This is a genomic window from Pyxidicoccus sp. M6, from assembly GCF_055568925.1.
Map to the genome: position 1 here is coordinate 11950754 of NZ_CM145714.1, position 12790 is coordinate 11963543.

The window sequence follows — 12790 nt, forward strand, 5'->3', positions numbered from 1 at the left end:
GCGGGAGGGCGCGCGCGTTGACACACACTGGCACCGTCACGCGGGCCAGCGCCGTGCGGGAGGACCGCACGGCACCGGCCCGGGCGTGAGGCGCGGACTACTTGCAGCTCTCAATCCACGTCATGCTGGAGGCCACCGTCTTCGGCTCCACCTCGAACATGAGCAGCACGCCGACGACGTCCCCAAGGGAGAACGGGTCCGCCATGTACGGCGCCAGCACCGAGGCATCCACGTCGAAGGACGTGAAGGGAGACAGCCCGTTGCCCAGCCGGAGGTTCGTCCAGCCGCGGAAGGTGGCGATGGCACTCTCCCGCTTGCCGTAGAGCGTCGTCACGCCGTCGCCCAGCCAGGCCGGGTTCTGGTGCACGTAGACGGCCGGCCCCTTCTGCAGCGGGAAGGTCATCTGGTTCTGCGCCCACGCCGGGAGGACGATTTCCCCGTTGTTCCACGTCGTCTCGTTCGGGAGGCCCTCGTGGACGAAGTACATGCTGAAGGAGCGGATGACCGGCGTGCTCCGGTTGCACAGCAGCTTCGCGCTGCCTCCCGTCTTCGAGTACAGGTCCTCGGGCAGCACCGTGAAGCGGACCAGGCCGCTCGTCGGGTCCTCGAGCTGCTTCCACGCGGAGAGCACGCGCACGCTCGTCTCCGGCAGGTCCACACCCGGCACCGGGACGCTGTACGTGGGCTGCACCTTCCCCGGCCGGGGGAAGTAGACAGCCGCCACCGGGAAGGCCCCCGTGGAGGTGTTGGTCTGGCGCCACGCATCATCCAGCAGCGGGTAGAGCCCGTTCGCCACCCGCAGCACCGTGCGGGCCTGCTCCAGCGGTGACGCCGTCCAGCTCGTGTTGAGCAGCGAGTCCACGTCCGCGGAGTAGATGCCCAGCAGGTTGCTCGCCACCTCCGGGTAGCGCAGGGAGACGATGGGGAGGAGCTCCTGGTTGAGCAGCGTCATCAGGTTCTGGAGCGGGAACTCCAGGGCGTAGGCCTGCACGTTGCTCAGCCTCCAGCGCGTCATCAACTGGCGCAGGTGGGACTGGGCCTCGTTGCGCCCCACCTCGTCCGCCAGGGCCTGCAGCTCCATGCGCGCCAGCCCCTGCTCCCGGCGGAGGGCGTCGATTTCCGCCCGCCGCTCCAGCGTGGTGAGGAAGTGCTCCAGCCAGGCGCTGAAGGCGCTCATCACCGTGGGCGGGTACGTGGACACGCTGCACTGGCACGCGTCCTGGAGCTGGCTGTAGGCCTCAGAGCGCAGCGTGGCCAGGTCCTGCGCCGTCAGCCGCCCCTTCTCCAGCAACTGCGCGGACTGGCCGGCCAGCTCCGCGCGCGTCTCCTGGATGGCGGTGAGCAGCTTGGGCATGAAGGCGCCCGCCGGCTCGAACTGGCGCACGGTGACGTTGAGCCTGCTCTGGTATTGCGCCTGCTGTGTCGAGTCCGTGGGCGGGATGCAGTCGCCGCGGTCGTTGAGGACCATGAGCAGGTCCACGTCCGTCTGGGGAATGACCGTGGTGCTCGGCTTGCGCACGACGTGCACGTCGAGGATGTCCTCGCGCGTGGCCATCCCGTCCAGGGTGCTGTCCTTCTTCATCTCCAGGAGGAGCAGGCTGCCCACGGGGAACTCGGGGAACGGCGTGTTGGGCAGGCGCAGGCCTCCCACGAAGCTGGCGGAGATGCGCGCGTCCGTGCCCCGCGTGTTGGTGGTGGACTGCCGCCAGGACGAGTTCGTCCCGCTCTCCGTCTTCTCGCACTCCTGCGTGCTGGCGGAGTAGCCAAGGGAGCCGCCCAGCGGCGATTGGGGGATGGTGCCTCCGAAGGACAGGTTCGCGGAGAAGCCGTAGCAGGTGGTGTTCGCGACCGAGTGCGACGTGTACTGCGCGCTGTCCACGACGAACGCGTTCTGCCTGCCAACGAAGGAGTTGGACTCGATGCGCAGCACGTAGCCTTCCGGACCGACCAGCGCGTCGCCGACGGAGATGTTCCCATTCGCCATGCCCTCCACGGGCTTCAGCCCCGTGTACGAGCGCAGCGCGCAGGTGGGCGAGTACACGTCGGCGTCGGGCACCTGGAGGGTGATGACGTCCTTGGCCCGCGCCGTCGCACGCCAGACATTCGTGTCGGGCACCGAGTGGGACGCGAAGCCGTAGACGTTGTCGCCCGGCAGGGCCCCGCCCTGCGTGAAGCGGGCGCTGGCGGCGCTGATTTTGAGCGAGGACGTCCCGCCCGACACCGGCAGCAGGTGCCCGTCCATCATCGCCGCGGAGGTCGCCGCGGTGTACGACGCCATGAAGCGCGCCCAGCGGGCGTCGGCCGTGCCCACCAGGTAGCGCAGTGCCGACAGGTCGTCACTGGCCTTGGAGAAGCGGGCCACCTCGACCCGGAGCTTGTCATTGAGGCTCGCGATGATGCTCGTGCTCTGCGCCTCGGCCAGCAGGTCGCTGACGAGCTGCGTGCGCTGGGCGCCGTAGCCGTCCACCTGGGCCTGGAGCGCGGCCGTCTTTCCCGCCAGGGTGCTGATGGCGGTCTGCTGATAGGCCAGGTGCATGCCCTGGTGGAGCTCGTGACGGTCCTGCGACTCGAGGAGCCCCGTGGCCGCGTGGTTGCGCGTGCGCTCCCGGGACATGCGCACCAGGGAGGCCAGGTTGCGCAGCGAGGGGGCGAGCGCGTCCACCCGCTCCGTGACGAGCAACTCCTCCAGGAGCGCCTTGGCGGCGGTGCCATCCACGGGCTCGGGCCTGCCCGCGCCGTCCGCCACGGCGCGCGCCAGGGGCAGGTAGCTCTGCCGCATCCGGTTGAACACCGAGCGCCAGCCCGTGTCCACCCGGGTGGCACCGTCCACCGCCGTGCCGAGCGCCACGGAGTCCGGCAGCGCACTCAGCACCGCCCAAGACTGGGCCACGGCACTGCTCACGCCTGGCGCCGTGCAGTCCTTGAGGCGGCAGGCGAAGTCGTGCGCCGCGCCCGCGAAGCGCAGCTTCAGGCTCATCGTCTGGAGCGCGTCGCTGACCACGAGGGCAAGCGGCGCGGAGGTCAGCGGGAAGCCGTCCCCCGGGAGCGCCGCCAGGAGGACCTCCTGGTCCGCCTCCAGGTGCGAGCGGGTGAGCCGCTCCTCGAAGTCGGAGGGCAGCGGCACCTGGTTGGCGCCGGTGAGCACCAGCCGGTTGGAGTAGACGCCCTCCCAGAACGCCTTGACGAGCAGGTGCGTGTCGCCCCAGAGCGCCTCGCTGGGAGGCAGCGTGGCGGGCTCGAGCGCGCGCCCCGCGGTGTACCAGCGCTGCAGCCCGCGCAGCCGGGCGTGCAGGGTGGTGTCCGCCGCGCTGCCCACGCCGGGCAGTGGCGCCTTGAACGCCTTCTCCAGCAGCGGCTTGAGCATGTCCCGCGCCGGGCCGTCATAGAGGGTGCCAGCCAGGGGAATGAGCCGCGCCTGCTCGGCGAGGGCGCCACACATGTCCAGCGCCGCGGCCACGCGCTCGTTGGACACGTGGTTGCCCTGGGCCAGCACGCGGCACAGCGCCAGCGTGTTGTTCAGCGCATCGGTGGCCGGGCTGGTGCCGTACGGCACCGGGGGCGTCTGGCTGCCCGTGCAGGCATCCGTGCCGAGCAGCGCGTTGTCGACGAAAGACAGGCTCAGGGAGGGGTTGGAGAAGTACTCGCCCTTGAAGCCCCGCCGGCTCAGGTCGGGTTGGGTCGGGTCATCCTCCCTCGGCGGATACAGGTCCGTGGGGAGGAGCTGCATCAGGTTCGTCGCGTCCCACATGAAGAACGAGGCCAGCGCGTTCCCCGTGTCCTCCATGTACTCGACGCTGACGGGCAGGTACTGCCCCGTGAAGAAGTAGTCGGTGGGCGTCTCGATGATGCCTTCCGAGAGGGTACTGAAGCGGTCCGCCCCCAGGTGCGCCACCTGCAGCCGGGCGCCGTCATCCGAGTTCACGACGAAGGACCACTCGCCCGTGGTGGGGATTTTGACGAAGCCCGTCCAGCGCATGGAGAAGTTGTTCACGCCGATGCCCTGCGACGGCCCGCCCTGGCCCCAGACGTAGTCCGACACCGCATCCAGCCGCACGAGGCGGTTGGACGACAGGCGCTGGCTGGAGGTGCGCGGCTGGTAGAGCCGGAGGATGGCCTGGAGCTGGGCGGAGGTGAGCTGGTCGCCATACCGCTCCGCCAGCAGCTTCAGGTCCGTGACGAGCTGGTTGTAGAACGCGACGCGGTCCACGCTGAGCGGGAGGGCGTCCTGCTCCAGCAGCTTGAGGTACTTCATCTCCCGCTCGAAGCGGGCCTGGGGCTGGCTGGTGGGGAGGTCATCGCCGGTGGTGCACTCGAACGCGCTGACGGCGGACGCGCGCGTGTCCGCCTTGGCGTGCACGGCGGTGAGCCCGCTCGGCGTCAGGCCCGGCTGGGAGTACTGGAGCCCGCGCTCCGACAGCCGCAGGTCGTCTCCAACGTAGTCGAGGTTGAGGTTGCCGTCGCAGGTGGCGGGGTCCGTCTCCAGCGCGTTCACCGTGGCGCGGCAGGCCCTGTAGACGGGATTGCAGGAGTAGACCTCCGAGCGGTCCCGGCACGTCGTGTCGTTCGTCCCCTCGCGCTCGTTGTAGCGCTTCACGACGTTCGTGAGCGTGGTGGAGGCAGCCTGTGTGAAGGGCTCAATCGTGTAGCAGGTGAAGCTGCCGTACGCGTCTTCGTAGCACTGTGAGCTGGAGTTGCCGTAATTGCGGGCGCCGTAGAACACGGACGAGGTGATGGGCGTGGCCGCGTACTGCCAGTTGGCGGCGATTTCCGCCGTCACCCGCTGCTGTGCAATCTGCTCGGCCGTCTGGTTGTAGTAGACGTTGATGCTCGTCGAGCAGTTCATCTCGGCGGAGCAGTAATGCTCCGTCACCACTTCGCCGGACAGCGCCACCCACTGCGTCTTCTCGGCCGGGGTCCAGTACTGCTCCACGCCGTAGGCCGGACGCCGGCAGTACCAGCGGGTGCAGGAATTGTAGTAGCTGACGCCGCACGCCTCGGCGGGCGCGCTGACATGGCACTTGTTCCGGAACACCCAGGGCCCGCGGCAGACCTGGTTCATCTTGTCCGCCACCGGCTCGGAGAAGCGCTCCGGCCGGCACGCCGCCCCGTCCACTTCCGCCTTCTGGCTCTCCAGCGAATCCGGGGGCCCTTCCTCAACTCCGCAGGCTCCGAGGACGGCGAGCACCAGCGCCAATCCCAAACATCGATAACCAACCCTTTGCACGTCTGCTCCTGGAGGCCCGCGCAACCACCCCGGCACGTGGCGACGCACTCCGACCCTTGATTACAGCCTTGTTGGAACTACCAATGAGCAGCGGTTCCCTGTCCCGGCGCCCGCACATATACGTGCGGGGCCGAAATTCCTGGTCATGCGGGGATGGCGCCGGAGGCGGGGATTTCAGCGCGGTCCCGGAGACTGCTGCTGGCGCAGCCCCTCGCGGAACACGGTGAAGACGGCCTGCCCGCAGCGGCCCGACACGTCCGCCCTCGCTCGCGCCACGCGGACCTCGTAGCGCGTGCCATTCACTGTCAGTGTCACGGGTTCGCCGACGCTCGCGAGCACGGGCGAGCCCCGTGCGCTCTCGAAACGCAGGCGCACACCTCGCGTCCCCGCCACTGCTTCGCAGCCCGCGTCCTCCCAGCGGACGCGCAGCTCCGGCACGAGGCCCGGCGGCAGCAGCACCTCGCCCTCCGGCGTGGTAGGCGCGCTCGGCACCGTGAGGAGCAGCAGCCGGCCCTGCTCGTCCCGCAGCGTGTCGCCCGCGAGCAGCGCCGGCTCCTCGCCGTCGCTGGAGAGACAGCTCCCCGGCTCGCGGTGGCTCACCCACGCCACGTTGCGCCCCTTCAGGTCCGCGAGCACGCCCGGCACGGTGAGGCTGTAGCTCACGCCACCCTTCACCGCGCCCGTCTCGTACTCCAGCACCGAGGCCCACTGGTCCTGGTAGCGGTACGCGCCCTGGAGCTGCCGCGCCACCGTGAAGCGCCGCTCCAGCCGTGGGCCCGTGCGAGCCACGTCCTCCGGCTCCTCCTTGAAGGCCACGTCCACCTGCGCGGCGCGCCAGACCTCGTCACACGGGCCCGCGACATGGGCCTCCGTGGGCGCGGACGCTGCCACCGCGGGCGTCGATGAGGAGACCGCCTCCGAGCGGGTGGAGACCGGGGGCGAGGACGCCACGGCAGGGCCCGCGTCCACGGCCGCGACCTCGGAGCGTGAGCGACAGCCCGCGATACACAGGCCCAGGAGAACCGCGGCGACAGTACGCCCGCTCACGGACACTCGGCGTACAGCACCGTGCCGTCCGCCGACACCTGGAAGTCCCGGCCCTCCACCTGACCTCGCGCGAGCAGCCGCTCCCGCTTGCGACGCACCGCCTCGCGACGGGCCTCCGCCGACCGCTCCACGTAGGGCACGAAGGCCTGGGCTCGCGCCGGCCCGCCCTTGTCGTCCGGCGCGTACCTCGCCAGCAGCGTGCGCGCCTTCACCGGGCCCGAGCCGTCGTCCGCGTCACCGTCATCCGAGAAGTCCACCTCCAGCGTGCCCCACTCATTCACGTCGCAATCACATGAGCCGCACCCGGGATAGCTGCAGCCGAGGAAGCCGTCGCGGCACGCCGCACACGCGGCCTTCGGAGACGCGCTGCACGCCGCGCACCCATTCCCGCCGAACGAATACGAGGACCACCCCGAGTTGCTCACCCCCGTGAGCTGGTAGCGGTAGTTCATCACGCTGTTGTGCACGACGCTGTACTGGTCCGCCACGTCGTTGCCGTTGTGGTCCAGCGCCAGGTTGTGTCCCAGCTCGTGGATGAAGGTGCCGCGCTGCTCTCCGGCGCTCGGGCTGGCCCAGCAGCCCATGCTGATGATGACGTCGTTGCCCAGCATCTCCGCCCGGCCTGATGAGCACGACGTGCTGCTGCTGTGCTTGTACCCCCACACCACGTAGTGGAAGTACGGCCGCCGCTCCGGGTTCACCGTGGAGAACGCGCTCGACTTCAGCGAGTAGAAGTCCACCCCGCCGCTGCACGCGCCGTAGCAGACCACCTCGTACCAGGGCAGCGTCCCGTCGATGAACGCGTGCAGCCGCACGTTGGAGTCCTGGGCGAACACCGCCGAAGCGTCCGCCACCAGCGACGCGTACGGCTGCCGCGTGAGGTACGGGTTCGTCGGGTGCTGCATCCAGTCCACCTCGACATAGACATCCCGCGCGGAGGGGCTGCCCCACTCGGAGAAGGAGAAGCCGTCGTTACCGAACAGCTCCAGCGGGTCCGGCACCATGTCCCCGTCCGAGTCCGACTCCTCCGGGTTCGTCCCCACCACCGGCTCCAGCGCGTCCGACAGGCCGTCCTCGTCCCCATCGTTGTCGTCGAAAATCGTGGACCACAACTCCTCGTCGTGGATGAAGCTCGCCGTGCCCGTGCTGCCCGGGTAGCGGCCCACCACCGCGCGCTGGGCGCCGGCGTTCTGCGTGCTCGCCGCGACGAGGTACGGGTACGTCTTCGGCCCGCTGTCGTCGTCGAGCTGGAGGAACTCCGTGTTGGAGCGCAGCAGGAAGATGAGGTGGTCTCCCGCGCCCGGCGTCGTGGACGAGACGCGGAAGGTCTCCTTCGCCTTCCAGGAGAAGGCCACGGGCACGCCGCCAAAGGGCTGGTTGGCCAGCAGCAGCGTGCCGTTGCGGTACAGGCTCGCCGTGCCGCCGCGCCCGTCCGCGTAGGCGCGCACCCAGACGCGGTAGTAGCCCGAGTCCGGCGCCGTGAAGGTCACACACGAGCGCGTCGAGCCGGAACAGTCGTCCCCCACCACCACCTGACTCCAGCCGCTCCTGTCTCGCAACACGTGCAGCACCGTGTCCGGGGCCGTGCCGGTGAGGTCTCGCGTCTCGAAGGTGTAGGTCTGCCCGGCGTCCAGGTACGTGCTCAGCCAGATGAAGCTGCCCCAGTCGCGCGATGCCACGTAGTGCGGCCCCGCCATCGCTACCATGGGCGCCAGCAGCACCAGCGCGTGCAGCACTCGGATGCAAGCCTTCATCGCGTCTCCTCCCGGCCGAAGAACCACTCCTTGAATGCGTCCTGCCTGCGGGCCTGCTCCTCGAGGGACAGGCCCTGCCACTTCACCCGCTCCTCCGCGAGCGCCTGCTGGTAGCGCGCGTCCACCTCTCGCGCGCGGGCATCAGCAGTGGAAGGCTCGGGAGGCGCGGCCAGCTTCGCGGCGAGGTTGAGCGCGGCCAGGTAGCGCCGCTCCTTCTCCGCGCGCGTCTCGGGAGTCGCGTCCAGGAAGGCGCGCTCCGTGCGCGTCACGAGCGAGGCCACGTCGTCCACCGGCTCCTCGCGCAGCAGCGCCTCCTCGTCGGGCGTCAGCGGTACCAGCGCGCGCGAGGCGAAGCGGGCCAGCGCGGACGGCTCGGCGGGCGTGCTCGCGACCTCCACCGTCGCGCCGTGGCGGGTCGTGGCGAGCTCCACCTGGACGCGGGGACCGGGCGCGTCCTTCGCACCGGCGGAAGCGGGCGTCGAGCCCTCGCGGGCCACCGTGGGTGCGGTGGGTGGAGGCGCGGCCCGAGGGCTCGGGCGCTCCGGTGCGTCCTCCATCACCCAGTGGGGTACGAGGAGCGGGACTCCCGCCGCGAGCAGCAGGATTCCGAGCACCGCGCCCCCCACCCCAGCCATGTCCACCCGTGCGCGCATGCGTCCCCCGGTCGCTGCCTCGCAGCTCTAGCGCCATTTCCTCGTGACTTCAAACCTCCCGAGGGATGGGCTCTCCGTCGCGTGACGCGCAGGTGCCGCGAACACACGACGCCGAGCGCCCCGGGGTGAACACTTGCCGCCACGCACGGGCCCGGGCGCGGCGGCCATCCGGAACATCCATCCCATGCACCGTGCCCGTCCCGCCTTCCGTCCCGCGCTCCTCCTCGCGATGGTGCTGCTGTGCGTGGCCGCCGTCCCTCCGAAAGCCGCCACTCCCGGTCCGCGCGTCTACGTGAGCAACGAGGCGTCCAATGACATCTCCGTCATCGACGCAACCACCGACCGCGTCATCGCCACCATCCCCGTGGGCAAGCGACCCCGGGGCCTGCGGCTGAGCGCGGACGGACGGACGCTGTACGTCGCGGTGAGCGGCTCCGCGCGAGGAGGACCCGGCGTGGACGAGAGCAAGCTGCCGCCGCCGGACCGGAGCGCGGACGGCATCCCCCGGGTGGACACCGTGAAGCTCCAGCTCGTCGACGTGCTGGAGAGCGGAGACGACCCCGAGTCCTTCGACCTGTCCCCCGACGGCCAGCGCCTCTACGTGTCCAACGAGGACGCCTCGCTCGCCTCCGTCGTGGACGTGGCCTCCCGCAAGGTGACGAAGACCGTACCCGTGGGCGGCGAGCCCGAGGGCGTCACCACCCGCCCCGACGGCCGCGTCGTCTACGTCACCAGCGAGGAGCACCACCAGGTCTTCGTCCTCGACACGACCACGAACACCGTGGCCGCGCGAATCCCCGTGGGCCAGCGCCCGCGCTCCATCGCCTTCACGCCGGACGGCCGGTACGCCTTCGTCACCGCCGAGTGGGGCCGCACCGTCAGCGTGGTGGACGCACAGAAGCACGCGGTGCTCGCCACGATTCCAATTACCAGCGAGCGCGTGAAGCCCATGGGCGCCGCCGTCTCGCCGGACGGGCGCACGCTGTATGTCACCAACGGGCGTGGCGGCTCGCTCACCGTCATCGACGTGGCCACGCCGGCGGTGACGCGCACCGTGGAGGGCGTCGGCGAGCGGCCATGGGGCGTGGGCGTCTCGCCTGATGGCAGGAAGCTCTACACCGCGAACGGCCCGTCCAACGCACACCACGCACACCATCGCCTCGACGCTGGAGAACCTGGTGTTGCTGGCGCTGCTGTTCATCGGTCCGGTGGAGGAGCAGCACCAGGTGGATGTGACGGTGAACGGCGTGTACTGGTACTTCGTCGTCGCGAGCTGGGTGCCCACCTATTGCATCCTCATCCTGGCCCCCGCGGTGCTCGGAAGCCGAAGGAGGGTGGCCATGTCGGAGGCGGCAAGGGACGACAGCGGGAGCACGCGGCGGAATGCGGCACTGTGGACAGGCGTGTTGCTGCCGCCCTTCGCGTGGCTGCTCGCGTTCCAGGTGAGCTACAGCCTGGTGACGACGGACTGTCAGAAGGCGCGGCCCGCGCTGTTACACGCGGTGATGGTGGGTGCGCTGGTGCTGCTCGGCGTGGGCGCGCTGTGCGCGTGGCGTTCGTGGAAGGCGCTGCACGGCACGCCGGGCACGCTGGAGGACCCGGGCGCCGGGCGGGCTCGGTTCATGGCCCTGTTCGGATTGGGGACGAGCGCGCTGTTCGCCCTGCTGCTGCTCCACACCGCGATGCCCACGTTCCTGCTGAGGCCCTGTGGCTGAGCGACGCGCCATCAGGAAAGGCGGCATCGAGGCCTCAGCCGTCGGGCGGGAAGAGCACTCCCGGCGCTCCCCGGGGTTTCCCCGAGTCGGCACCGGTGCGGCTCGACGAACCCCCGCGTGGCAACGGACGTCTGGGTCAGGGCGAGGCAGCCCCCAGCAGGCCGCCCCGCTCCGCGGGGAGGAGGCCTCATGGAATGAAGGCTCATTCCATTCCTCCCGGCACTCGGACGGCGACACATCCCCTCCCTATCGAGCGGATGCTCGGTGGAATGAGCGTTCATTCCGGTGCTCCTGCACCCCAGACGACGACTCCGCCCCGCCCCGTGGCCCGGGTGCCCCATGGAATGAGCGTTCATTCCGGTGCTCCTGCACCCCAGACGGCGACTCCGCCCCGCCCCGTGGCCCGAGTGCTCCATGGAATGAGCGTTCATTCCGGTGCTTCCGGTCACCGGGAGGTCCACCGTTGCTACTCCGCTGGGCGAAGGGACCGTGGAATGAGCGTTCATTCCGGTGCGCCTGGTCACCGGGAGGTTTCCCGTCGCTACTCCGCCGGACGAAGCCCCTGCGGAATGAGCATTCATTCCCATGCTCCGAGCCGCCGGGAGACACCTCATTCCCCAAGCGCTGGGAGGAGACTCCGCGGAATGAGCGCTCATTCCGCTCCGCCCAGTCGGCGGAAAGCACCTCGCTCCTGCTCCGCCCGATGGAGTCCCCGCGGAATGAGCGTTCATTCCCATGCCCCGAGCTGCGGGAAGCGCCTCACTCCCAATCCACTGGGCGGAGGCTCTGCGGAATGAGCGCTCATTCCGGCGTCCCCGGCCGTCGGATGGCGCCTCCTGCCAAACAGTCCGCATGCTCGCCGTGGGTGAGGACGGGCACATCGCCATTCACAGGTCTCGGGCATCCGCTCCACCCGGGTACCTGCCCTCGTGGCAAGCCCCGATGACTCGGGGATGGCAGGCGGGTCCGCTGCGCCTGATGGGGCTGCTCTTCCCGACGCTGGCGTGGGCCCATGGCGGCGAGCACCACCTCACCGCGCGCACCGTCCTGGGCTGGTGGACGTGGGACCCGCTGGTACTGGGGACGCTGGCGGTCTCCTCGTTCCTCTATGTACGCGGGCTGTGGCGACTGTGGCGCAACTCAGAGCCCGGCCGTGGCGTGCGCCGCTGGAAGGCAGTGGCCTTCGCGCTCGGCTGGCTCACGCTGGCGGTGGCGCTGATGTCCCCGCTCGACGAGCTCAGCGACATCCTCTTCTCGGCGCACATGACGCAGCATGAATTGCTCATGCTGGTGGCCGCGCCGCTGCGGGTGCTCGGCCGGCCGCACCTGACGGCCCTGTGGGCCCTGCCCCTTCCCGCCCGCGAGCGCGTGGCTCATGCCGTCCAGGCTCCACTCGTGCGTTCGACGTGGCGCGCGCTCACGGGGCCCTTCGTGGTGCTGCTCGTGCATGCGGTGGCGCGCTGGGTCTGGCACATCCCCGTGCTCTTCGAGGCGGCGCTCCGGAGCGAGGCCGTGCACGCGGTACAACACCTGAGCTTCTTCTTTACCGCCGCGCTCTTCTGGTGGGCCCTGCTGCGCGGTCGCTACGGCCGCGCGGGCCATGGCGTGGGAGTCCTCTTCGTCTTCGCCACCGCCGCGCACACGAGCATCCTCGGCGCGCTGCTCACCTTCGCTCGCTCCGTCTGGTATCCGCTCTACGAGGGCCGCGCTCGCGAGTGGGGCCTGGGCGCGCTCGAGGACCAGCAGCTCGCGGGGCTCATCATGTGGATACCGTCGGGTGCCATCTTCATGGCGCTGGGGCTGGCGCTGTTCGCGGCGTGGCTCGGCGAGTCGGAGCGACGGGTGTCGCTCGGCGCGACGGCTACGCCCACGGCTCCGGCTCCGAAGGAGGTCCGCCCGTGAGCCCGCGACGCATGGGAGTGACACTCGTGGCGCTGATGCTGATGGCGCTCGCGGGCTGCAATCACGACGCGGAGGAGCGTGCGGCCCAGCTCACCGGAGGCGACCCGGCGCGCGGCAAGGTGGCCCTCCAGCACTACGGCTGCGGCGGATGCCACGTGATTCCCGGCGTCCCGGCAGCGAGTGGGCAGGTCGGACCGTCCCTGGAGGCCATCGGCGTGCGCTCGTACCTGGCGGGCCGGCTCACCAACTCGCCGGAGAACCTGATGCAGTGGGTGTGTCACCCGCAGCAGGTGGAGCCCGGCAACGCCATGCCGGACGTCGGAGTCACCGAGGAGGACGCGCGCCACATCGCCGCGTACCTGTACACTCTGCGGTAATGGCGCATGGACCGAGTGCTGCTGCCAGCAACATGCCCGGACGCGTCACCCAGCCTGAATGACACGTGGACCGAGTGCTGCTGCCAGCAACATGCCCGGACGCGTCACCCAGCCTGAA

7 protein-coding genes and 1 pseudogene are annotated in these 12790 nt (G+C 70.1%); 4 read left to right on the plus strand and 4 right to left on the minus strand.

Annotated elements, in window-relative coordinates:
• Positions 1-97 precede the first annotated feature (97 nt).
• The 4 genes from ACVTJA_RS47040 to ACVTJA_RS47055 form a co-directional block, all read right to left on the minus strand.
• Entirely contained in the window at positions 98-5224 is a 5127-nt protein-coding gene (locus tag ACVTJA_RS47040; protein ID WP_465830739.1) for a PA14 domain-containing protein, read from the minus strand.
• Positions 5225-5398: 174 nt separating this feature from the next.
• Positions 5399-6175, minus strand: a complete 777-nt coding sequence (locus ACVTJA_RS47045) for a hypothetical protein (protein WP_465830741.1) — start codon at positions 6173-6175, stop codon at positions 5399-5401.
• A gap of 92 nt (positions 6176-6267) precedes the next feature.
• Positions 6268-8025, minus strand: coding sequence for a hypothetical protein (locus tag ACVTJA_RS47050; RefSeq protein ID WP_465830742.1), 1758 nt, complete (start codon positions 8023-8025; stop codon positions 6268-6270).
• Positions 8022-8660 carry a hypothetical protein gene (locus ACVTJA_RS47055; protein ID WP_465830744.1) on the minus strand — a complete coding sequence of 213 codons (639 nt, stop codon included), beginning with the start codon at positions 8658-8660 and terminating at the stop codon, positions 8022-8024. The genes ACVTJA_RS47050 and ACVTJA_RS47055 overlap by 4 nt, the downstream gene beginning before the upstream one ends.
• A 247-nt stretch (positions 8661-8907) precedes the next feature.
• Here ACVTJA_RS47055 and ACVTJA_RS47060 point away from each other — a divergent pair.
• The 4 genes and pseudogenes from ACVTJA_RS47060 to ACVTJA_RS47075 all read left to right on the plus strand — a co-directional run.
• Positions 8908-9762: pseudogene (locus tag ACVTJA_RS47060) on the plus strand (YVTN family beta-propeller repeat protein); the annotation flags it as partial.
• 16 nt (positions 9763-9778) lie between these two features.
• The gene (locus ACVTJA_RS47065; RefSeq protein WP_465830746.1) at positions 9779-10393 is read left to right on the plus strand and encodes a hypothetical protein; all 615 of its coding nucleotides are present in this window, start codon (positions 9779-9781) and stop codon (positions 10391-10393) included.
• 942 nt (positions 10394-11335) lie between these two features.
• Positions 11336-12295, plus strand: coding sequence for a cytochrome c oxidase assembly protein (locus ACVTJA_RS47070; RefSeq protein WP_465830748.1), 960 nt, complete (start codon positions 11336-11338; stop codon positions 12293-12295).
• Positions 12292-12672: a c-type cytochrome gene (locus ACVTJA_RS47075; RefSeq protein ID WP_465830749.1), complete on the plus strand. Its 381-nt coding sequence runs from the start codon at positions 12292-12294 to the stop codon at positions 12670-12672. Before ACVTJA_RS47070 ends, ACVTJA_RS47075 begins: the two co-directional genes overlap by 4 nt.
• Positions 12673-12790: the final 118 nt, after the last annotated feature.